Annotated in this window: 19 protein-coding genes and 1 tRNA gene; 5 read left to right on the top strand and 15 right to left on the bottom strand. The window is 61.4% G+C overall.

From position 1 onward, the window contains the following. Positions 1 to 20: 20 nt before the first annotated feature. The 10 genes from EKN06_RS09315 to EKN06_RS09360 form a co-directional block, all read right to left on the bottom strand. Entirely contained in the window at positions 21 to 1,154 is a 1,134-nt protein-coding gene (locus tag EKN06_RS09315; protein ID WP_127612616.1) for a hypothetical protein, read from the bottom strand. Further along, positions 1,141 to 2,784: a restriction endonuclease subunit S gene (locus EKN06_RS09320; protein ID WP_127612617.1), complete on the bottom strand. Its 1,644-nt coding sequence runs from the start codon at positions 2,782 to 2,784 to the stop codon at positions 1,141 to 1,143. Before EKN06_RS09320 ends, EKN06_RS09315 begins: the two co-directional genes overlap by 14 nt. Next, positions 2,781 to 4,238 carry an HsdM family class I SAM-dependent methyltransferase gene (locus EKN06_RS09325; RefSeq protein WP_127612618.1) on the bottom strand — a complete coding sequence of 486 codons (1,458 nt, stop codon included), beginning with the start codon at positions 4,236 to 4,238 and terminating at the stop codon, positions 2,781 to 2,783. Before EKN06_RS09325 ends, EKN06_RS09320 begins: the two co-directional genes overlap by 4 nt. Positions 4,239 to 4,241: 3 nt before the next feature. Then, complete coding sequence (gene hsdR / locus EKN06_RS09330) at positions 4,242 to 6,701, bottom strand: EcoAI/FtnUII family type I restriction enzme subunit R (protein WP_127612619.1); 2,460 nt, start codon at positions 6,699 to 6,701, stop codon at positions 4,242 to 4,244. Positions 6,702 to 6,775: 74 nt separating this feature from the next. Next, positions 6,776 to 7,105, bottom strand: coding sequence for a hypothetical protein (locus EKN06_RS09335; protein WP_127612620.1), 330 nt, complete (start codon positions 7,103 to 7,105; stop codon positions 6,776 to 6,778). A 135-nt stretch (positions 7,106 to 7,240) separates the two neighbouring features. Then, entirely contained in the window at positions 7,241 to 9,190 is a 1,950-nt protein-coding gene (locus EKN06_RS09340) for an AAA family ATPase (RefSeq protein WP_127612621.1), read from the bottom strand. Next, entirely contained in the window at positions 9,190 to 9,534 is a 345-nt protein-coding gene (locus EKN06_RS09345; protein ID WP_164844014.1) for a hypothetical protein, read from the bottom strand. The genes EKN06_RS09340 and EKN06_RS09345 overlap by 1 nt, the downstream gene beginning before the upstream one ends. Before the next feature lie 5 nt (positions 9,535 to 9,539). Next, entirely contained in the window at positions 9,540 to 9,785 is a 246-nt protein-coding gene (locus tag EKN06_RS09350; RefSeq protein WP_127612623.1) for a helix-turn-helix transcriptional regulator, read from the bottom strand. Between the two features lie 141 nt (positions 9,786 to 9,926). Beyond that, on the bottom strand, positions 9,927 to 11,162 hold the full coding sequence (locus EKN06_RS09355; RefSeq protein ID WP_127612624.1) for a tyrosine-type recombinase/integrase: 1,236 nt from the start codon (positions 11,160 to 11,162) through the stop codon (positions 9,927 to 9,929). A 165-nt stretch (positions 11,163 to 11,327) separates the two neighbouring features. Then, a tRNA-Gly gene (locus EKN06_RS09360) sits at positions 11,328 to 11,401 on the bottom strand. Positions 11,402 to 11,538: 137 nt separating this feature from the next. Between EKN06_RS09360 and EKN06_RS09365 the strand changes: the two genes are divergently transcribed. Beyond that, on the top strand, positions 11,539 to 11,889 hold the full coding sequence (locus tag EKN06_RS09365) for a putative quinol monooxygenase (protein WP_127612625.1): 351 nt from the start codon (positions 11,539 to 11,541) through the stop codon (positions 11,887 to 11,889). Positions 11,890 to 11,965: 76 nt separating this feature from the next. Here EKN06_RS09365 and EKN06_RS09370 read toward each other — a convergent pair whose 3' ends face one another. The 5 genes from EKN06_RS09370 to lgt all read right to left on the bottom strand — a co-directional run bounded on the left by EKN06_RS09370 (position 11,966) and on the right by lgt (position 16,847). Next, positions 11,966 to 12,799, bottom strand: a complete 834-nt coding sequence (locus EKN06_RS09370; protein WP_127612626.1) for a cytochrome c1 — start codon at positions 12,797 to 12,799, stop codon at positions 11,966 to 11,968. Between the two features lie 26 nt (positions 12,800 to 12,825). Beyond that, positions 12,826 to 14,106, bottom strand: a complete 1,281-nt coding sequence (locus tag EKN06_RS09375) for a cytochrome b (protein WP_127612627.1) — start codon at positions 14,104 to 14,106, stop codon at positions 12,826 to 12,828. Positions 14,107 to 14,116: 10 nt separating this feature from the next. Then, positions 14,117 to 14,686 (bottom strand): ubiquinol-cytochrome c reductase iron-sulfur subunit, encoded by a 570-nt coding sequence (gene petA / locus EKN06_RS09380; RefSeq protein WP_127612735.1) that lies wholly within the window; start codon positions 14,684 to 14,686, stop codon positions 14,117 to 14,119. Between the two features lie 176 nt (positions 14,687 to 14,862). Then, positions 14,863 to 15,867 carry a class I SAM-dependent methyltransferase gene (locus EKN06_RS09385; protein WP_127612628.1) on the bottom strand — a complete coding sequence of 335 codons (1,005 nt, stop codon included), beginning with the start codon at positions 15,865 to 15,867 and terminating at the stop codon, positions 14,863 to 14,865. A gap of 77 nt (positions 15,868 to 15,944) precedes the next feature. Then, positions 15,945 to 16,847, bottom strand: coding sequence for a prolipoprotein diacylglyceryl transferase (gene lgt / locus EKN06_RS09390; RefSeq protein WP_127612736.1), 903 nt, complete (start codon positions 16,845 to 16,847; stop codon positions 15,945 to 15,947). 304 nt (positions 16,848 to 17,151) lie between these two features. Here lgt and EKN06_RS09395 point away from each other — a divergent pair, with 304 nt between their 5' ends. The 4 genes from EKN06_RS09395 to EKN06_RS09410 all read left to right on the top strand — a co-directional run bounded on the left by EKN06_RS09395 (position 17,152) and on the right by EKN06_RS09410 (position 22,737). Then, positions 17,152 to 19,893, top strand: coding sequence for a [protein-PII] uridylyltransferase (locus tag EKN06_RS09395; protein WP_127612629.1), 2,742 nt, complete (start codon positions 17,152 to 17,154; stop codon positions 19,891 to 19,893). Positions 19,894 to 19,978: 85 nt separating this feature from the next. Continuing rightward, a complete protein-coding gene (locus EKN06_RS09400; protein ID WP_127612630.1) occupies positions 19,979 to 21,139 on the top strand; it encodes a DUF5671 domain-containing protein in 1,161 nt (386 codons plus the stop codon). A gap of 201 nt (positions 21,140 to 21,340) precedes the next feature. Next, complete coding sequence (locus tag EKN06_RS09405; protein ID WP_127612631.1) at positions 21,341 to 21,832, top strand: hypothetical protein; 492 nt, start codon at positions 21,341 to 21,343, stop codon at positions 21,830 to 21,832. 101 nt (positions 21,833 to 21,933) lie between these two features. Then, positions 21,934 to 22,737: a hypothetical protein gene (locus EKN06_RS09410; RefSeq protein WP_127612632.1), complete on the top strand. Its 804-nt coding sequence runs from the start codon at positions 21,934 to 21,936 to the stop codon at positions 22,735 to 22,737. Positions 22,738 to 23,005 lie beyond the last annotated feature (268 nt).

Consider the following 23,005-nt stretch of genomic DNA (forward strand, 5'->3'; position numbering starts at 1 on the left):
AGCACTGGCAGACACAGCAATCAGCTTTCCCTCTGGGCACGCATGGTTGTCGAAAGGCCAGTAGCATTATGCGCGTCTTGGGCCGCTTCGCATACCATTTTCCAATCCTCAAGTCGCATGAGCTTCAGCGCCCCTTCGACCTTTTTCGAGACCATTATAGTGCATTCGTCACCTTCGCCGCCGATGGTGTTGGACACTTCGATGGTCGGTGGTGCCAGCTGGGCGCTCGCGCCCGGCACCAAGGCGGCAGATAAAAGCGCGGCGATGACGAGGGGCTTAACGGTCTCGGCGATAAGGCGCTGGAAACCGATAGAGTTGATGTTGAGCTTCAGCTCAGGCGCCTCATCGGGCTGCTTGCGGAGACGGTCTATCGCATCCTTGAACGTGATCTCGCGCGTTTGGCCTTCTTCGAGGGCCAGCAGAACGCCGCTCACGTAGTTGACGAAGGTCTGGATATTGTAGTCGTCAAGGCTGGAGAAATCGTCCTGGGTCGTGTTCAGGCGGGCCGTGAACTCATTGTCGAAAGCGTACTGGTCGTACCCCGCTCGCAGGATTTCCTTCCGCAAGCTGCGGTCCAGCTGCATAATAGGGTTGGGGGTACCAAACCTGTCGCGGACATCGCGGGAGAAGGCCGCACGCGGCTTGGATCGCAGCCATTTGACCTCGCGGGCGGGTGCCATGTAGCCGGGATAGATCGCTTCATTACGAAGCATCGTTGGCGTGCCGACGATTTCCCCGATCAGGACATCATCATCGAAATTCGGCCCGGGCACGACGATGATGGTGCCGGGCTTCATGCCCCAATAGAGCCGCTTGATTGCGCCCACATATCGACCAAGACGCCTGCGCTTGTCCTTGCCGACGTAGGCTTTCAGGTCATCAGCGGGCTGCACACCCTTCTTGCCATCCTGAAGCCACTCGGAAATCGCGAGGGATCGAACGACCATTTGCCGAAGCGCCCGGTCTAATGGCGCAGGCTTGGAAAATTCGAGGTCCAAACCGGGGAAGTCGAGAAAGACGTGCTTCGAGCGCTTGTAGTGCTCATAAAGCCAGTACTTCCGCCCCGGCTGCACGATAAAGATGTCTTCCTCGTCACCGACCATGCGAGTGGCGATGTCAACGGTAACCCTGCCCGCGAAATCAGACTGCTTCAAGGTATGCTTCTCCAGCGGATTTCGCGGGTGCCCCGGTCCGTTCAGTGTCAGTTGAAAGGGAGTAATGCAAGACCGCCTCAAGTAATTTGGAACGAACTTTTTCAGAAATATCAAGACTGGCTTGGAGGTGATCACATAGCGTCATCAGCTCATCCACCTTCGCGACTATGCGACGCTGTTCGGCGAGCGGAGGCAGAAGAACTATAAGGGTTTCAACGCCGCCGACACGTAGATGCTGCACGGTCATGCCTATCGGTTTGTCTTGAACGCGATCCATCAAGTCAGGGTCCATGAGCGAATATAACATGAAGCGTGGGTTGATCGTGTCGGGCACCAGACGTGCAAGCATCATCCTTTGCCCAAGGCAAATCGTGGTATCATTAGGTATCAGGCAGACTTCACCCATGGGTGCTTCACGGGTGATCAAAATATCGCCGGGCTGTGACTTGGCCCTTGCGCTCCAGATTTCGTAGGTTTCCGGACTCACATACCGCTGGTCAATCGTGTTTAGCTTCCCGTCACGGACATTTGTGGTTCGGATAAGTCGAATACCGTTCTGGGTGTAGGGCGCTGTCTTGTTTTTGCAGTCGATGACCATCAACGCGCACTGCTGCAAGGTTGCATACTGCCATCCTCGTGGAAGCGCGGGCAACTCAATCGGCAAGGCTTGCTCGGCGACCTTTCGCTGTTGGGTTCGCGCCTCAGACACGTTGGGATAACCGGACCTCAACAAGGCCGAGCGGCTTGTCTCGATCTTGGCCAGCAGTTTCGAGGCTGGCTCGTCCATTTCATCTTGGTGGGTGAGTTTGCCCGCCAACGCCAACCGCAAAATGGTTTGGCGCAGTAGCTTGATCTGGTCGGGGCGCGTGGTCAGTGGGGCGAGGTTGGCAAGCGCGAAGCTGGCGTCCTGGTCGAAAGTTGCGGGATCGGTGTTGAGTTTGGCCAAAGTAGACAGCGTGAACGTGTCGCGCGCCGCCTCGCGCTCTGCCCGCGCCGCCTCAAGCTGATCGCACAGGGCCATCAACTCATCGACCTTGGCTACGATGCGGTGCTGTTCGGCCAGAGGGGGCACACCGATGGTTAAGGCGTATGCATCGGATCGACTAAGCCCCGGCTTTACCCCTTTGCCGAGGTGGTCGAGTCCGAGCGCGGACAACGCAAGCAGCAGATAATGAATGCTGAAATACGTGGGCGCTTCAACAAAATACGCGACATCTGTTGTCCATGATGGACTTGTGCAAAGGTTGAGTGCGCCCGCTGACCCTTTCCGCCCGACTATGATGGACGGCTTCTCGGTCAAGGCTGTGTGGGTGTAAGCGACAATGCCATTTGAGCCAAAGACCGGAACAGCACCGTTCTCCCGTCGCTCATTTGCATGCAGGCCCTTACCATACTGAAATTGCAGTAATTGTCCGAGTTTCGCTTCTGCCCAGCCGACTAGCTTTGAGTGGTGTTCAAATTCCTTAACCTTCACCGCCACCAGCAGTCCAGTTGCAGCTTCATCGCCTGCATCCTGCTCGACCAGCTTTCCGCGCACGGCCAAGTCCAACACAAACCGCCGCAACCGGGCGATGGCATCGGGCGCGTCGGCAATTCGCGCATAGTGATCGAGCAATAGCGCGGCATTCATTGGGCCAGCGCCTCGGCCAGAATGGCCTGCAATTGCGCGCGCAGGTCTGCCGCCTTGGCTTCGGCCTGATCCAGCTTTTCCAGCAATTCCGCCGGATCGCCGTGGTCGGCCTCCTCGCTGTGCGGGTTCTTGAAGTCGAGGTTATAGCCGCGCGCCTTCACCTCATCTGCGCTGACCTTCCACGCCTGCGGACCTTCTTTGCGGCCTTGGCGCTCCCCCCCGCCCCACCATTCGACGCAAGGGGCGAAATGCTCCACGCGGATCGGTTTCGTCATGGAATAGGCCTTCTGCCCTTCCGGCACCTGATGCTCGTAAAACCAAATGTCCTTGGTCGGCTCGCCCTTCTCGAAGAAAAGCAGGTTGGTGCCGATGGAGGCGTAGGGCTTGAACACCGAGTTAGGCAGGCGAACGACGGTGTGGAGGTTGCACTCTTCGAGCAGCGCCTCTTTCAGCCGGGTCTTCACGCCTTCGCCGAACAGGCTGCCGTCGGGCAAGACGATGGCCGCGACGCCGCCCTTGCGCAGCAGGCGGATGAACAGGGCCAGGAACAGGTCTGCCGTCTCACGCGTGCGATAGTGCTGCGGGAAGTTGCTTTCGATGCCGTCCTCCTCCTTGCCGCCGAACGGCGGGTTGGTGAGGATCACATCGACCCGGTCCTTTTGCTCCCAGCTGATGTAAGGCCGGGCAAGCGTGTTATCGTGTCGCACGAAGCTGGGGTCCTCTACCCCATGCAGCAGCATGTTGGTGACGCAGAGCATATGCGGCAGCGGCTTCTTTTCCACCGCCCGCAGCGATTGCTGCATCAGCGCTTCATCTTCGGGCCGCTTAACGTAGCGATCGCGCATATGTTTCATCGCGCAGGTCAGGAACCCGCCAGTGCCGCAGGAAGGGTCGAAGATAATCTCACCGGGTTTGGGATCGATGCGGTCGACCATGAAGGTAGTGACGGCGCGGGGAGTGTAATATTCACCCGCGTTGCCAGCGGATTGCAGGTCATTCAGGATCTGCTCGTAAACGTCGCCGAAGTGCTGGCGCTCGGTCAGGTTGTTGAAGTCGATGTCGTTGATCTTGTTGACCACCTGCCGCAGAAGCTGTCCGGACTTCATGTAGTTGTAGGCATCCTCAAACACATCGCGGACAACGCGGCGGCGGTCGCCCGGCTGGCCGGTTCGCTTGAGACCTTTGAGCGCCGGGAACAGCTGTTCGTTGATGAAGGCAAGTAGCGCCTCGCCCGTCAGTCCCTCAGGATCGGCAGCCCAATTGCGCCACTGGAATGGCTGAGGAACCGGCGATTGGTAGCCATCGCGCATCAGCTCCAGCTCCTGATCCTGATCGTCGATGATCTTCAGGAAGAACAGCCAGCAAAGTTGGCTGATGCGCTGGGCATCGCCATCGACGCCGCTGTCCTTGCGCATGATGTCCTGAATGGATTTGACAAGGGTACGGACTGACATGGATTAGGCAACTTCCTGATAGATTTCATGCTGAAGGGCGTGGACGGCTTCCTCGAAGCCAGCCTTCCCACCGAAGGCTTTGAGAAGCTGAAAGGGGGTGCCCATCTTGTTCAAGGGCGGGATGCGAAGCACATTGGCATCGTCGAGGTTAAGCACGCCTTCGTCAGCATACTTGGCTAGGAGCGCATCGAGTACGTTGCGAGCTTGCTCACCGTACTTGCCAAATATGTCCCGTTTTTTGACCTGCTCCGCCCTCTCGTGGCGGGTGAGCGGCTTGCGGTCGAAGGCGATGTGACAGATCACGTCAAAGGGGTCGAGGCCTTTGCCGAGCTCGTCCGCGATCACTTCAAGTGACAGGCCTTCGTCTGCCAGTTCATCCACTATGGCCTGTTTGCGGTCGGATGAGTTCCATCGCTTCAGGAAGTCGTCGAGGCTGGCAAAGTGCTTACGCAAGGCCTTCTTGCTGAAGTCCCGCAGGCTTTCCGTGACCAACTTGCCGCTCTCGTCGAGATATTCGACCCGTTCGGCCACGATGACCACCGGCACACCATCGACATAGACCTTGCCCTTCTTCTGCTCACCACCGTCGATGGAAATGTCTGTGCCACTGCCATCGTCGATAATGGTCTCGCCGTCGCCGGTGATGGCGTCTTGATCAGTATCCTCGTCGGCAATGTCGGTTTCGTCATCAGGGGGCGTGACCGGATCGTCTGCACTCGGCTCATAAATCTGGACGGGCTCGCCATCGAAGTCGGGGTCAGCAAAATGGTTGGTCGCTCCCCGGAAATCCATGAGCGTGAAGAAGAATTTGTGCGTATCCTCATGCACGCGGGTGCCTCGCCCGACGATCTGCTTGAACTCGGTCATGGACCCTACTTCGCGGTCCAGAACAATCAGGCGGCATGTTTGGGCATCGACCCCTGTTGATAGCAGGCGCGACGTAGTAACGAGCACTGGATAGCGGCTTTCCGGATCGATGAAGTTGCCAAGCTGCGCCTGCCCGTCCGGATCGTTGCCGGTGATCCGCATTACGTAGCGATGGTTCTCGGCAACGAGGTCGGCATTCTCGTTTATCAGCGCCTGCCGCATTCGGGCGGCGTGTTCCTGATCGACGCAAAACACGATAGTCTTCTGATAGCGGTCGCCGCTCGCCTTGAGGAACTCCGTCACCTTCTTGGCGACCAGCTTGGTCCGGTCGTCCAGCACCAGATTTCGGTCGAAATCCTTGGTGTTGTAGATACGATCCTCAACCTCGTTACCCTCCCGGTCGACCTGTCCCTTCTCCGGACGATAGCCCTCCACATCGCGGTCGATGTGAACCTTGATGACCTTGTAAGGCGCAAGGAATCCGTCGCGGATGCCCTGCTTCAGCGTGTAGCTGTAAACCGGTTCCCCGAAGTAGTGCATGTTGGACGCGTACTTGGTCTCCTTGGGGGTCGCCGTCAGACCGATTTGCGTCGCCTCCGAGAAGTGCTCCAAGATTTCACGCCATGCGCTGTCCTCTGCCGCACTTCCCCGGTGGCATTCGTCGATGACAATGAGGTCGAAGAAGCCCGGCGAGAATTCCTTGAACAGCTTCTGGCGCTCTTCCGGCCCGGTTATCGACTGATAGAGGCCGAGATAGATTTCATAAGCCGTGTCCACTCGTCGCTTCTTGTCCATGGCGAGTGTCAGGTCGATCTTAGTGCCGTCATCGCGCTCGATGGTCTTTGCATTGGCCGAGAGCTTGGCCATGGCGGGGCCGAACGGACGGAAGTCATTCACCATAGTCTGGTCAACAAGCACATTGCGATCGGCGAGGAAAAGGATGCGCTTCTTTTGTCCGCCCTTCCAGAGCCGCCAAATGATCTGGAACGAGGTGTAGGTCTTGCCGGTGCCAGTGGCCATAACCAGAAGGACGCGCCGCTGTCCTTTAGCGATCGCTACCATGGCGGCGTTGACCGCATTGACCTGATAGTAGCGGGGCGTTTTCCCGCTTCCGTCGTCGAAGTAGTCTTCCAGCACGATGCCTTCGGCTTCAGGCGTAAGCCCTTTCCATGCCGCATATCGCTGCCACAGCTCTTCGGGCGAGGGGAATGCGTCCAGGCCAAGCGTAGTTTCAAGCGCCTCACCGCTTGCCGTTCGGTCGTGGAAGACGAAGCCGTCGCCGTTGGAAGCGAAGACAAAAGGAATGTCTAGGGTCTCCGCGTACCCGAGGCCCTGCTGGATGCCCGCGCCTATCGGCTGGCGGTTGTCCTTGGCTTCGATGAGCGCCAGCGGAATGTTGGGCCTGTAATAGAGAACGTAATCTGCGCGTTTGCCCTGCCCGCGGCTGACCATCTTGCCGCGAACAATAATGCGGCCCTTCGTGAAGCTGACTTCCTCCCTGATCTGCGTCATCTCGTCCCAACCCGCCTCTTTCACGGCGGGTGTGATGAACTTCGTGCAGATGTCGCGTTCACTTAGCGATTGTTTGTCGAGCATAAAGGTCCACCCTGTGCGGCAGACACTAGGGCCGAAACGGCTATTTCGCCAAGACCTGCTTAATTTGCCATGCTTTATTTCTCGGTAGGAAACCAGAGCGATCGGAAACCGTCATCGTCGGACCACTGCCGTCGCCGGACGAAGCCGGCCTTTCGCAGCGCCACACCTAGTTCACCGGGATGGCACGAACCACGCCAGCGCCCCTTGAGCCCGACTTGCAGAGCTGAAAGCGACACGCCCCCTGCCAGCACCTCTGCGGGGATAGTCGCCAGCAACCGTGCCAGCCTGTCCTGAAGTGGGGTGAGGCGCTCCCGTGTGTCTTCAACCTGCGTCGCTTTCTGGCTGGCCAACTCCGCTTCTTCACGTTCGCTGGCCTCAATCAGCCGCGAAATGTAATAGCTCACGCACACCTCCTGTTGTGATTGGCAGCGAAATTCAGCGCCCCGGAAACCCGAAACGGGGCCGTTTCGGGATGAAGTCCATTCCCCGGAACCCCCGAATTCCCTTTAGGGATTCGGGGGCGGGAAGACTTTCGGGGATCAGGCAAGGCAGACCCCCAATTCATTGAGAATGATGTTGCCCTTGCGTAGCAGTGCCTGCACCGCTTCCTTAGCCCGGTCACCCTTCTTGATGGCGGGAGCATCCAGCGCAGCCGCCACTAGGGCTAGCGCGGCCTTGTAGTCGACGCCTTTTCCCGGCTGCTGGAGTTGATTGCGCAACGCAGCAAGTGCCGCCTTCTGGTGCTTCGTTTTCGGTTCGGTAAGTGTCAGGGCAGCAGCGTGAACGGCGTGCTGGACGGCGCAGCTCGTCACCGGGTCACCATACTCATCCTGATCGACGGTGTAGGAAATGAGGTCGAATTCCCGCTTCACGTCCGAGCTGTCGTCTTTGGCCTTGGTAATGGACCATGCTTTGTGCTTGCCCTCCACCGTGGCGACTTCGATGACCGCATCCATCGCGGCGTGCAGGGATGAGTGCCCACGCAAACCCATCGTACGGTTCTTTCCGGCATGATGGACCAAGATGACCAACCCCGCGACCGCGTCCGCAAGGCGCTTCGAGTTGGCGATGATCTTGCCCATGTCCTGCGATGTGTTCTCGTCGGCTCCCGGTGACGCCTGATTGAGCGTATCGACGATCACGACCGCCCCCATGCCGACTGCTGCCGCTATTTCCGCCGCCAGTTTGTCAATGCCTTCACCGGTCAGCAGATGGATGCCACGACTCCAAAAGCGGAGCTGATCGGGACAGAGCTGCTTGGTGTGGAGTTCGAGTGCGGCGGTGCGCTTGCCCATGCCCCCGAGGCCTTCCAGCACGACGTAGACGACCGGCCGCTGGCGAATGCGGAAACCGAACCATTCAGCGGTGCCAGCCGCAATTGCGTGCGCGAGGTCAAGGGCCAGGAACGACTTGCCGGACCCAGGTTCGCCGTAAATCGCAGCCAATCCTTGCGCCGGAAACACGCTGCGAACGACATAGGGAGGGGCGGGAATTTGGCGAAGCTGGCTGGCCGTCATCAGCAACGGCACAGCCGAGTTCCCCGGTGGCGGAGGAGGAGGCAGCACTTGCAGAAGCGGGGTCGGCTTGTCGGTCCAGCCGTTCTTGCGGGCATAAAAAGCAAGCGTGGCGATCGTAATGCCCCGTGCAGGGTCGAAGCTGTCGAACAGCTTGTCGAGAGCCGCCGCGTCGTAACGGTGCAGGGCTCGTTTGCTCCACGTATGCGCGAGATGCCGTGCGCACACCCAGCCGGTTGATGCAACCGAGTAAACAATATCGCGCCAAGTGCCATAATCAGTGTCGGACGAAATTGCGTCCAACATCGATAGGACCGGCGCCACGAATACTGGGTGCTCTGGCTGCGCGGGCTGTCCGAGCATGCCTTTTTTCGGAGGCTTGGGGGCACTCCTGTTGCCGAACCATTGCTGCTCCAGCGTGATAATATCGCTCGTAAAATCGCAGAGTGCGCCACGACCACCTAGCCCGGTGACGGTGACAAAACGCCCAGTTGCGTACAATTCCTTCCCGTCACCTGCATTTCCGCCCCGCACTACGGTGCGAGACAGGCCCAACATCCGTAAGCCTTTTCCGCTCGGTGAAACTTCGCCGTACGGTTGCCCCATCTCGGCCCACAAGAGTTTGTACTCCTCGACTCGAGAGACGCAATTATCTAGATCGATTGCGGTAAGAAAGAACTGCTCTCCAGCAACCGTGATGGGGTGCTGGTCGCTCAAGGCGATCCCGATGCCTTGCGCAAGCCCCTTTCTGCAAGCTTCCAAAGCGTCACTAATAGTTACCCAGTTTGACGGATCCACCGGACTGACATTCCGTCCGGTTACCGGATCAATAGGAACTTTATCGAATTTCCCGTTGGGCTTGTAGGGACCCGCACGCCAAGGCAGCCAGCGCTTAATCCCTTTGATCAATGGAGGGATGGGCGTGGGGTCCACAGGCGGAATTTTGGGATAAACCGGTGCCGACGTTGACGACATCACAGCCGCTCCTCTTCAAAGTCCCACTGCTTGGGGGTGAAGAAAATTTGCCCGGAGCCGGATAGCATGTAGCGAGCCAACTCGCGGCTGCATTCAGCGAGGAGTTTGAAGTCCGCTGAGGGCAGGCCACTCGCGCTAGCCAGCTTACGGATCGATGCCCGATAATCTGACCGCGAGATGCGCCCTGCTAACCTTAGCATCGCCAAACCCGAAAGTTGCACATTGATAATGCAACCGTCACTTTGAGCGACCCACTCAGCATAGCGCTCGGTGATGCGTTGAATTTCCGGACGCGCATTAAATCGAGCGAACCTCTGCGCGGCAGATGCGTCACTTCCAGTCATCTCTATCACCCGCGTGCAGCGTCGTTGTCGTTGCGGAGTGGCCAGCCGACTGGATCGGCGAGCCACTCGCGGACGTCTCCCATGCGCCAACCGGATGCGTGACGCGTCAGTTTGACTGGGGCAGGGAAACGCTGCTCGGCGACCTTGGCATAGACTGAGGCCCGGCTGAGGCCGACAAGTGCGAGAACATCGGGGAGACGCAGGACTGCCTCAGGGGGGAGGCTCGAATAGTCGGAATTGGCACGTGGCATTTGCGGTTCCTTTCGTTGAGGAACCGCAAATAATATGAGGCAATCCAGCGCCGTCTACCACCGGCTGGGCAGAAATGGCGCTCAATCACACAGCAACACAGTGCTGGATGATTTGCATAAATTACAGCGGTTTGGCGCGGCTTATCCTGCAATTTTTCCTGTGGATAATTGCGCGAGCGGCATCGGAATTACCTCTGCGCCGTCGCGCAGCGTATCAAGGTGATCGGACCACCACTGTGCCATCGCCACCCGCTCTTCCCAGTATTCAGCCCGGTTATAGGCCGCTCTGATCTTGTCGCGCTCGCCATGCGCAAGGGCACGTTCAACCACATCGGGTCGCCACTTGCCGGAGTCATTCAGCAAGGTGGACGCCATCGCCCGAAACCCGTGAGCAGTCATATCATCGTGGCCGTAGCCCAGCCGCCGGAGCGCCGCATTCATGGTGTTGTCGCTGATGGGGCGCTTGCCTCGCAAGCCGGGGAACACCAAGGCTCCTCCCCGGGAATATTTCTCCGTTTCGCGCATGATCGCCAAGACCTGTCGACTTAGAGGGACGGCGTGCTCCTTACGCATTTTCGTCCGGCTGGCAGGGACAATCCAAATCGCGCGTTCGAGGTCGAATTCGGCCCACTCGGCTTGTCGTAGCTCACCTGGACGAACGAACACATGCGGGGCGAGGCGCAGGGCGAAATGCGTTGACGGCTGGCCCTCGTAGCCATCGATTGCGCGCAATAGCTCGCCCACCTTTTTAGGATCGGTGATGGCAGCGTGGTTCTTGACGGTGGGTGCGGTCAAAGCCCCAATTAGTAGCGCCGCCGGATCGGCCTTGCAGCGGGTGGTGGCCACGCCATAGCGGAACACCCGGCTGGCGAAGGCCCTGATCTGTCGCGCGGCTTCAAGGGTGCCCTGCGCCTCCAGTTTGCGAAGGACATCAAGAACTTCGAAGGCCTCTATCTCAGCAATCGGACGGCTATGCAGCTTGTCCAGACTTGCCAAATGCCACTTGGCTTTGGCCACGGTAGCTGGCGCGGCCCCTTCACGTTGGCGCTTAGCGATATGTTCCTCTGCAACTGCCTTGAACGAATTGGCTGCGCTGATCGCATCGGCGACCTTGGCACGCTTTCTCTCCACGCTAGGGTTTTTGCCTTCCGCCAACGCGGCTCGTGCCTCGTCCCTTCGCTTGCGAGCCCTGGAAAGGCCTACCTCCGGGTAGATACCGATAGTGAGTTGCTCCTCCTTGCCCGCGAAACGGTACTTGAGACGCCAGAGCTTGCCGCCAGTAGGCCGCACGATGAGAAACAGGCCCATTCCATCGTGTAGCTTATATTGCTTTTCGCGGGGCTTAGCCAACCTGATTGCGGTGTCTGACAGCTTCATTGGGGGTCACTCCGATCATCTAGTTTTAGGTGACCCCCAGCGTGACCCCCAAAATGCGTTAGCTGCGCATGGACGAGACTGGACAGCGCTGGATGGCCCAGCGCCAATAATACACGGAAAACCGCCGTTTTTCTAGATGTCCGCGGATGTTTCTGGATGGAGGGTTGGAGCGGGTAGCGGGAATCGAACCCGCATAGCCAGCTTGGAAGGCTGGAGCTTTACCACTAAGCTATACCCGCTCGGTACGCTCGTTGCGCTTGCCACTGTCGGGCGGGATTCGTCAACGCCTGTTTGCGACTTGCCCCTTTCCTTTGCGTTAGTTTCCCCGATCGCCGGTGCCGCTAGGATAGGGCGATATCCATGGGAGAGCTTTGACATGCAGGTAATCGTAGCAGGCTGGATCAAGATGGCGGGCGATGCCGCGCCCACCTTGCAAAGCGCGACCGGGCACATCGATGCGGCGCTCGCCGAAAAGGGATGCCTCGCCTACGAATGGGCGGTCTATCCCGACAAGCCGGACACAATCCTCGTGTTCGAACGGTGGGACAGTGTCGATACGCTGATCGCGCACCTCAATGCCGAACCTTATTTCGCGATGGGCGGTCACCTTGAGGCCGCCGGAATTGCGGGCGCGGACGTCCTTTGCCACTCCGTCACCGGAAGCCAGAATATCTATGGCAACGATGGCCTGATCGCGGAGGAAATCTTCGGCCAGCGCACGCGCTGAACGGTATCGCCTGACAGAAAAGGGGCCGCCGGATCGATCCGGCGGCCCCTTTTTTTGGTCAGCATCGCCAAGAAGCTCAGTGCTTCTCGTTACGCCATACGTTGCGGTAGGCGAGGTATGCGAGAACCGACAGGATGATGAGGAACAGCACCACCGGCCAGCCCGTCTGGTGACGCTTGGCCAGCGTGGGCTCGGCGGTCCACACGAGGAAGGCGGCAAGGTCCTGCGACATCGCGTCGAGATCGTTCGGCGCACCGTCGTCGAAAGTCACCTGCCCGTCGGCGAGCGGAGGCGCCATCGCGAGGTTGAGGTTCGCGAAGTACGGATTGTAGTGCAGGCCATCGGGCGTCTTGGCGTCGGGGAATTCCTTCAGCAGTTCGGCCGGCTGGTCCTGATATCCGCTCAGCAGCGAATAGACATAGGCGGCGCCGTCGTGGCGGGCCTTGGCCATCAGCGAGAGATCTGGCGGGATCGCGTTGTTGTTGGCGGCGCGAGCGGCGACGTCGTTCGCGAAAGGCTTAGGGAAATAGTCCGTCGGCATGCCCGGGCGGGTATTCGCCTCGCCGGTGACGGCGTCGATGCCCGGCACCTGCCAGGTCGCGGCTTCAGCCTTAACCTGCGCTTCGCTGTAGCCCAGCTGCTCGAGGTCGCGGAAAGCGACGTGGCGCAGCGAGTGACAGGCCGAGCACACTTCCTTGTAGACCTTGTAACCACGCTGCAGCTGCTGCGTGTCGAAGTGACCGAACGGGCCGTCGCTGGCGAGGCTCAGTTCCTTCGGATGCTGGTGGAACTCGTGCTCCGCCGTCTTCACCGCCGGTTCGCTCGCCCAAGCGATGAAACCGACCACGAGGGTTACGAGAAGCCAGCCGCTGAAGAACAGGCCGACGAGGATTCCGATAAGGCGGACCATGATTTTCTTTCCCTAGTCTCGACCGTTCACTCGGCGGCAGCCGGCGCGTCGCCATGCTTGGAAAGCACGGCTTCGGTGATGGAATTCGGCAGCGGCTTCGTCTTTTCGACCATCGACACGATCGGCAGGATGATCAGGAAGTGGGCGAAGTAGTACGCGGCGGCCAGCTGGCTGAACATGACGAACGGTTCTTCGGCAGGCGCACCGCCGAGGTAGAACAGCGCCGCCATGCACGGCACGAAGCCGAACCAGATGAACTTGCGCAGCAGCGGGCGATAGCGAGCCGAACGCACCGGCGAGGTATCCAGCCAGGGCAGGAAGAACCACACCAGGATCGCCGCGAACATCGCCAGCACGCCGAGCAGCTTGGCCGGAATGAAGAAGAAGTCGAAGGTGAATGCGCGCAGGATCGCGTAGAACGGCCAGAAGTACCATTCGGGAACGATGTGCGCCGGCGTGCTCAACGGGTTGGCCGGAATATAGTTGTCCGGGTGGCCCAGCGCGTTCGGCATGAAGAACACGAACGCGGCGTAGATCACGAGGAACACGGCAAGCCCGAAGCCGTCCTTTGCCGTGTAGTACGGGTGGAACGGAACGGTATCGCTTTCCGTCTTCACTTCCACGCCCGTAGGGTTCGACGAACCGGGGATGTGCAGCGCCCAGATGTGCAGGATGACGACACCCGCGATCACGAAGGGCAACAGGAAGTGCAGCGAGAAGAAGCGGTTGAGCGCGGCGTTGTCGGGCGCGAAACCGCCCAGCAGCCAGACCTGCAACGGCTCGCCCACCAGCGGGATCGCGCCGAACAGGCCGGTGATGACCTTTGCGCCCCAGAAGCTCATCTGGCCCCACGGCAGCACGTAGCCCATGAAGGCGGTCGCCATCATCAGCAGGAAGATCACGACGCCCAGCAGCCAGATCATTTCGCGCGGCGCCTTGTACGACGAGAACAGGAAACCGCGGAAGATGTGGGTGTAAACGACCACGAAGAACGCCGAGGCGCCGTTGGCGTGCGCATAGCGCATCATCCAGCCCCAGTTGACGTCACGCATGATGTGTTCCGTCGAATCGAAGGCAACCAGCGCGTTGGGCGCATAGTGCATCGCCAGGATGACGCCGGTGATGATCTGCAGAACGAGGCAGAAACCGGCGAGCACGCCAAAGTTCCACCAGTAGTTCAGGTTGCGCGGCACCGGATAGCCCGAACCGATCGCGTTGTAGACGAAGCGCGGCAAAGGCAGCTTTTCGTCCATCCACCGCATGAACGGGTTGGTCGGCTGGTAATGTTTCGCCCAGGGAAAGCTCATCTTAGGTTCCTCAGCCGACTGTGACGGTGGTTTCGGAGGTGAATTCGTATTCCGGAACCAACAGGTTCGTCGGAGCCGGACCCTTCCGGATGCGGGCCGCGGTATCGTAGTGCGAACCGTGGCAGGGGCAGAAATACCCGCCGAATTCGCCCTTCACCTCGCCCTCGCCCGCGCCCAGCGGCACGCAACCGAGGTGGGTGCAGACACCCATGGTGATGAGCATGTCCTTGTGACCCGGCTTGGTCCGTTCTTCGAGCGATTCAGGATCGCGCAGCGACGAGGCCGGGACCGCATCGGCTTCGGCCACTTCCTTGGGCGTCAGGCGACGCACGAAAAGCGGCTGCTTGCGGAACACGGCCTTCACGGCCTGCCCCGGCTGGATCGCGGAAACGTCGATTTCGGTCGAGCTTTCGGCCAGCACGTCGCGCGACGGCGCCATCTGGCTGATGAGCGGGTACAGCGTGGCGAGCGCGCCAATGCCGCCGAAGCTCACCGCGGCGATTTCGATGAAGTCGCGGCGGCGTACGCCACCTTCGTCACCGTCCGCCACTGCGGGGTTGTCGATCGTCGCCTCTGCCATGCCTGGCCATCCCTGATCTGGCCGCCCGATGGAGCCATCGGGCAGGAAGGTTCGTACTTGTCCGGCAGGTCTGCCCCCCGGATCGATGCGTTTCACACGCACGGGCAACTCGCCCCGTGCAGGACCCGTCTTGGCGCGCCTCATAGACACGCTGGGCCAAATTTCCAACAGGCATTTTACCCTGTTTCCGCAACTGCGAACCCCGCACTTTCGGGCCATGCCGGGGCGCGGGCGCAAATTACGCGAAAAAGCGTGCCCATCTCCTCTGGCGCGACGAGTCGCCGTAGCGCTGCGAGAATGGCTTCGGCTTGCGCCGGATTCGCCCGTGCCAGCGCCGCCGCGCGGTGCCCGATACCCAGTGCCATGAGGAATTCGCCCTGCCCCGCCGGCCCCTGTGTGCGCAGCCCGGCGCGGGCCGCAGCCTGTATCAGAGCGCCGAAATCGACATGCGCCGTCAGGTCTGCCGTGCCGGGCGCGACGAAAGGATCTGCGCGTTCGTGGCGCGCAACTGCCTGAAACGTCGAACCGTGGCGCAGGTCCGCGAATCCGTAATCGATGGCGAGAATCGCCCCGCCTTGCGTTGCGACCCGTTCCGACACGGCGTGCATGATCGCGCTGGCCGCCGGACAGGTTTCGAGAATCGCGCCGTCCGCAACTTGCACAAGATGTGCGGGCACGGCAGCATCCATCGGCCTGTCGCCGACGACCGGGACGAGCCGGTCTGCTTCGATCCCCACCATCCGTTCGCGCCAGCCATTGGCGGTGCGCACCATCTGCCGCAGCGGCAGGGCGTCGAAGAATTCGTTGGCGACCACCAACAGCGGGCGATCCTCGGGCAGGGTCGAGATATCGTCGTGGAACGTGGCATCGGGCAAAAACCGCGCCTGCTCTTTGCGCAGGGCCGGCGATCCCTCGACGAGATGCACGTCGGGCCGGTGCCCGGCGCGTTCCAGCACGCGCAGCGAATCGCGCGCCAGCGTGCCGCGACCGGGGCCGAGTTCCACGTAAATGGCGTCGCGTGCGCCCGCGCCGCCCGCCGATCTGGCCCTGCCGCGCAGGTCGGCCAGCCAGCCGCCGATCATTTCGCCGAACATCTGGCTGATTTCAGGCGCGGTGACGAAATCGCCCGCCGCGCCCAGCGGATCGCGCGCGCTGTAATAATGGGCGTTGGCCTCTGCCATGTATTGCGCGAGCGGGATCGGCCCGCTCGCGCGAATCAGCCGGAGGAAATGATCTGTCAGGTCCCTTAGCGGCACACTCAGACCGTATCCGGAGCGCTTTGATTGCCGCCTGTTGCCTGACCGCCCGCCTTTTGCCCAATGGCAGGGCGAGTCAGCGCCCAGATGGCAAGGCCCAGCCCGATGGCGATCATCGGCAAGGTCAGCCACTGTCCCATCGAAAGCCCGGTCGCCAGCGCGAATTCGGCCAGCTGTTCATCGGGTTCGCGGAAGAATTCGACCGTGAACCGGCCCATCGCGATCCCCGCACCGAACACGCCGACCAGCAGGCCCGGGCGATAGCGCGCGCGGGTCAGCCAGAACAGCGAGAGCATGACGATGGACATGACCAGCCCTTCGAGCACGGCTTCGTAAAGCTGGCTGGGATGGCGCGCCATCGGTCCGCCGCGCGGGAACACCATCGCCCACGGCACGTCCGACGCACGGCCCCAAAGTTCGCCGTTGATGAAATTCGCGATGCGGCCGAGGAACATGCCGAACCCGACATTCACCGAGATATAATCGCACACCCGGATGAAGTTCAGCTTGCCCCGGAAACAGACCCACGCGATCGCCAGCGTTACGCCGATCAGCCCGCCGTGGAAGCTCATGCCGCCGTTCCACAGTTGCACCAGCTGCCCCGGATTGGCCCACAGCGACGGTTCGTAAAACGTCGCGTAGCCCAGCCGCCCGCCGATGATGATGCCCAGCGTGCACCAGAAGAACAGGTCTTCGGCATGGCGCTGCGCCATCGGCGCGCCGGGCTGTTTCAGCATCTTCGTCAGGTGCAGATAAGCAAGGACGATACCTGCCAGATAGGCGAGCGAATAGTATCGCAGGGTGAAGAAGCCGAGGTCGATGCCGGGCCGCAGGCCAAGATCCGCCCAGTGGATCGGTTCGGGGGCCGTCTGGGCCGCGACGGCGAGCAGGTCTAGCAAAGTCAGCGCTTCCTTGATTTCGGGGCACCGGGGCTGTGGCCCCGCGCGTCTGGCGCGCTTTTGGCACAAGGCGTGCGTCGATGGTAGGGGGCTTGCGGGCTGTGGGCTGGCTGACGAGGAGCGGGCTGGCGGGTTGCGGGCTGGCGCCCCGATGTGGGCCGCCATCGTCACACGCGCGAACGATCGCTCTTCCCTTGCTCGCCGCCGCACCGATATAGGGTTGGCAAACGAGCGAAGCGGCGCGACTGCCCCCAACTACTGGTACCCCCTGCTACCGGTGACCAGTTGCCCGCTCAAGGAAGGACCCGATTTGGCCACGCCCCGCATTTCGAACCAGCGCGCGATCATCGACCGGCGGCGCGTCGTCGCCGAACTCGATGCGCGCGTCGCAGCGATGGACAAGTTCGACCGCAAGCCGATCGTCGCCCTGCTGCGCACGGCGCTGGACGAAGGGCGCGCCGAAATCGCCGCCCGTCTGGCCGAAGAACCGTCCGCTGGGCACAAGGCCGCCGCCGCGCAGTCGTTCCTGATCGACCAGCTTGTCCGCATCATCCACGATCATGTCATCACCCACGTCTATCCGCTGGCCAACCGGTCGAGCGGGGAGCGGCTGACCATCCTTGCCGTGGGCGGTTACGGGCGCGAGGAAATGGCCCCGCAGTCGGACGTCGACATCGCCTTTATCACGCCGATGAAGAACACCGCGTGGTGCGAACAGGTGATCGAGGCGATGCTCTATTACCTGTGGGACCTGTCGTTGAAAGTCGGGCACTCCAGCCGCACTCTCGATGACATGGTCCGCATGGCCCGGCAGGACCTGACCATACGCACCGCCCTGCTCGAAGCGCGGTTCCTGTGGGGCGATCAGGTACTGTACGATCAGGTGCGTGACCGGTTCTGGAAGGACGTGGTCAAGGGCACCGAGCGCCAGTTCATCGCCGACAAACTGGAAGAACGCGACGCGCGGCACAAACGCATGGGCGATTCGCGCTATGTCGTCGAACCCAACGTAAAGGAGGGCAAGGGCGGCCTGCGCGACCTGCACACGCTGTACTGGATCGGCAAGTACATCCACCGCGTGCGCAGCGCCGCCGAACTGGTGAACGCCGGGCTGTTGTCGCAGGCCGAATATCGCGCGTTCCGCCGGGCCGAAAACTTCTTCCTCGCCGTGCGCTGCCACATGCACATGATCACCGGGCGAGAGGAAGATCGCCTGACCTTCGACCTGCAACGCGAAGTGTCGGAACGGATGAATTTCGTCGACCGCCCGGGCAAGAGCGCGGTCGAACGCTTCATGCGGTTCTATTTCCTGCAGGCGCGGCGCGTCGGCAGCCTGACCGGCGTGTTCCTTGCCCAGCTTGACGAACAGTTCGCGCAAAAGGCGTCGACCAAGCTGCTGTCCCGGTTTCGCGGGCGCAAGCGGACGGTCAAGGGGTTTGAAATCACCGGCGGCCGGATCAACGTGCCCAGCGACACGTTTTTTCAGAAAGACCCCACGCGGCTGATCGAAATCTTCGCGCTGGCCAACAAGGAAGGGCTCGAGGTCCACCCCGAAGCGATGCGCAAGGCCGACCGCGATGCCGTGCTGATCGACCGCGAGGTGCGCAACGACCCCAAGGCGAACGCGATCTTCCTTGATCTGGTGGCGAGCGAGGACAATCCCGAACTGGCCCTGCGCTGGATGAACGAGGCTGGGGTTTTCGGGCGCATCATGCCCGAATTCGGCCGCGTCGTCGCCCAGATGCAGTTCGACATGTACCACCACTATACCGTCGACGAACATACGATCCGCGCCATCGGCACGCTGGGCCAGATCGAAAGCGGGGAACTGGCCGAAACGCACCCGCTGTGCAGCGAACTGATCCCCAAGCTGAAATATCGCCGCGCGCTCTATGTGGCCACGCTGATGCACGACATCGCCAAGGGGCGCGGCGGCGACCATTCGGTGCTGGGGGCCGACCTGGCCCGCAAGGTCGGCCCGCGCATCGGTCTGAGCGGCGACGAGACCGAGCTGGTCGCGTGGCTGGTGCAGCACCACTTGTTGATGAGCGCCACCGCGTTCAAGCGCGACTTGTCCGACCCCAAGACGATCCTCGATTTCGTGGAAGTCGTGCAATCGGTCGAACGCCTTCGCCAGCTGGTGATCCTTACCGTGGTCGACATCGGCGCGGTCGGCCCCGGCGTGTGGAACAGCTGGAAAGGTCAGCTTCTTTCCGACCTGTATTACGCGGCCGAAGAACGTATGCGGCTGGGCCACAAGGTTCATGGACGCGACACCCGCATCGAAATGAAAAAGGCGCTGGTCGCCGATCTTTTGGGCGAAGATGCGGACCTGGTCGACCGGTTCGCATCGGCGATGCAGCCATCGTACTGGATCGCGGAGCCGGAGGACGTGATCGCCTCCAACCTTCGCCAGATGAAGGCGATGGGTGGAAACCCGCTCGCCATCAACACGCAGTATTACGCGGCGCGCGGCGCAACGCTGGTGACGGCGATGGCCGCCGACCATCCGGGCCTGTTCAGCCGAATCTGCGGCGCCATCCACCTTGCCGGCGGCAACATCATCGATGCGCGCATCCACACGACGCGCAACGGCCTGGCCGTCGATAACTTCCTGGTGCAGGACCCGCTGGGTCGCCCGTTCTACGAAGACGGACAGCTGGGCCGGCTGGTCAAGGGGATCGAGGATGCGCTGGCCAACAAGGTAAAGCTGGTGCCCCAACTGGCCGCCCGCCCCACCGCGCGCAGCCGTGCCCACGCCTTCGACGTACGGCCGCGGGTCAATTTCGATAACGAGGCTTCGAACCGGTACACCGTGGTCGAAGTCAACGCCCGCGACCGCCCGGCCCTGCTCAACAGGTTGTCGCGCGCATTGTTCGAATCCAAGACGCTGGTGAATTCGGCCCACATCACCAATTACGGCGAACGCGCGGCCGACACGTTCTATGTCACCGACCTGCTGGGCGACAAGATCACTAGCGAAAGCCGCCTGCGGTCGCTGGAAAAGAAACTGCTCGAAGCGGTGGAGGCAACCGAAGAGGCGGCCGCCTAGCCGTCATTGCGCCGGACCTGCCAATGCTTTAGCTTGCGGCCGGGGACTAAGCGGGTCGATAACCTTTCGATGGGAGAGGGATGTCATGGCTTGGTCCATCCTTACCGATTTCGTGCAGAAGTCCCTTGCGTCCGGCATCGGCCGCGATCGCATCCGATCGGCGCTGGAAAGCGCAGGCTGGCGGCCGGCGGAGGTCAAGTCGGCGATCGACGCCTTTGCGGTCAGCGACCTGCGCATCGCCGTGCCGCGCCCGTCGATCTCGCCCACGGCGCGAGAGTTGTTCTACTACCTTTCGGTGTTCTCGTGCCTGTACGTCACGATCATGGGGCTGGGCACGATCCTGTTCCAGCTCGTCAACCTGGCCCTGCCCGACCCTGCGGATTATTACGGCGACATCTATTACGCCCTTGCCGGCGGCGTTGAGGCAAAGTTGCGGTCGGGCGTCGCAAGCGTCGTCGTCTTCCTGCCCGCATACCTGTTGCTCGACCACCGCATCGAAGTGCTGAAGCGATCCGATCCCGGGCAAGGCGGCTCGTCCGTCCGGCGCAAGGTCACTTATCTCACGCTCTACTTCACGGCATTCGTGCTGCTGTCGGATGCCAGCTTCCTCGTTTCGTACTGGCTCAATGGCGAACTCGACGCGCGGGTCCTGCTGAAATGCGGGGTCGTGGCGGGACTGGGGATGCTGGTGCTTGGCCGATATCTGCACGAAATGACGAGCGACGAGCATTTCGTCGCGCGCCATGCATCGCGGGTGCGGATCGCCACGCTGGCCATCCTGACCATCGTATCGGCAGCGGCAGTCCTGACCGCGTTCGGCAACTTCGCCTCGCCCGGGACCGAGCGGAAGCGTCAGGCGGATCGCGCGCGGGAAACCGCGCTGGCGCAGATCGACAACGCGATCGTCACCTATTTCCGCGCTTACGAAAGCCTGCCGGAATCGCTCGCCATCGTGGCGCGGTTCCAGCATGTGCGGTTCCCGCGCGATCCGGAAACGGGCGTGCCCTACCGCTACGAAGTCGTGGGCGACAGGCGCTATCGCCTGTGCACGACATTCCGCCGGGCGCGAACAGCGGAAGAACTGATGGCCGAAACAGGTCCCTACACGACCTATTACGCCACTTCGGCTTTTTCCGAACATCCCGCCGGGCCGCATTGTTTCGACATGGAGGTCAAGGAACTGGCGACCTATGGCGGGGCGATCGGCGGCGAAATCGTCGAAGCGGTGCCGGTCGTGGCGCCGTGATCGCGACCGTCGGCTGACCGCCCGCCCGGCTCTCGACGGTCGCCCGGCGGCCTTTGCGACACGGTTCGTCGCCATGTCTCATGGTGAATGCCGGGTTAGCCGCACGCCTTAATTTGACATTAATCCGGCCACGCAAAGGAACGGTAAGCGCAGCGGATAACACCGGCTTTGCATGCATTTGCGCGGGAGGATGGAGACATCATGAAGAAGATTTTACTTGCGGGCGCTTCGGCGCTTCTGGCCGTATCGGCCGTCACTGCCTATGCGCAGGATGAAACGCCCGAAACCGAAACTCCCGACGTTGACGTCGAAGACGGCGACACCCCGATCGAACCGACCGCAGGCGGCAACGGCGCTCAGGTCGTTCGCGCGCAGGGCGACTTGCTAGAACAGGCGACCGACCCCGAAACCGGCGAACCGCTGTTCGACGAAACGACTGGCGATCCGATCATGAACGTCGTCGGCACGCAGTCGACCCATACGGTCACCACGCCCAGCGGCAATATCAACACCGTGACCAAGACGACCGATCTGGACGGCAACACCAAGACGACCGTCGACCACTTCCGCCCCGAAAAGGCCGAGCGGCCCGCCCGTGCGGAGCGGCCCGAAAAGGCCGAACGTCCGGAAAAGGCGGAGCGTCCGGAAAAGCCGGAACGCCCCGAAAAGCCCGAGAATGCCGGCCGCCCCTGAGGCCAACGGCGCGGGTTCATGACCAACGGGGCGCGACAGTCATGGGACTGCCGCGCCCCGCATGTTTGAAAACAAAAAAATTGCATGAGGGATCAATCGACATGAAAGTACGGAACACCGTGCTGACGCGACTGGCGACAGCCGGCTCGCTCGCCATCGTGCTGGCCGCAGCGCCGGCAAGCGCCGACGAATACTGGCAGTTCAGCGTTGGCGCCGACTATTCCACCGGCGACTATGGCGATGTCGCCGATACCACGATGCTGGCCGTGCCGGTCGGCGTGAAATACAAGGGCGACAACGTCTGGTTTCGCGCATCGGCGCCGTGGGTGCGGATCAAGGGCCCCGAAGGCGTCATTCCCGGCGAAGGCGGCGTCACCACCGGCAACGGTGGCGGTGCAGGCGACGTGGTCACCGACACGCGCAGCGGCCTTGGCGACGTGAATCTGGCGGCGGGCTATACCCTGCCCATCGGCGATGCGACCTGGTTCGACGTCATCGGCAAGGTAAAGCTGCCGACCGCTTCGAAATCGAAATTCCTCGGCACCGGCACCACCGATTACACCGCAGAGGGCGAACTGCTGCACAGCTTCGGCGGCGTTTCAGCGGCGTTGCGCGGAGGACGCCGCTTCAACGGCTCGAACAGCCTCTATCCCTTGCAGGACGTGTGGCAGGCAGGCGCGGGCATCTATGCCAAGGCGGGGCCGCAGCTGACGCTGGGCCTCGATTACGATTGGCGCGAAGGCGCTCTCGACACTTCCCCTGAACGCAGCGAAGCGACGGCATCGGCCACCTACAAGGTCAGCCCCGCCCTGTTGCTACAGGGTTATGGCTACACCGGCTTTTCCGACGGCAGTCCCGACGCAGGCGGCCGCGTGCAGATCCTCTACCGCATCGGGGCCCAATGATCGGCGAGCGGTGACCGGGTATCCGGAACCTGGAACCTGGAGCCTGGAGCCTTCAGCGGCGCGGGAGACATGCTCGATCCCGCGCCGCTGATGCGCCGGCGGCAGGTGTGCCGTGCACCGCGCCGATAAAAATGATTTTCCTACAGGGCCGCAGCGCGTCACGATGCGCGCGGCTCTTTCATTTCGTCGATAACCAACTGTTTTGCGCCCGCACGGCGTCACCCGCCTCGATGACGCCGTTATCGGCGGATATGCGCGGGTTTCGGGA

Source organism: Croceicoccus ponticola, assembly GCF_004004515.1.
Lineage (GTDB): Bacteria > Pseudomonadota > Alphaproteobacteria > Sphingomonadales > Sphingomonadaceae > Croceicoccus > Croceicoccus ponticola.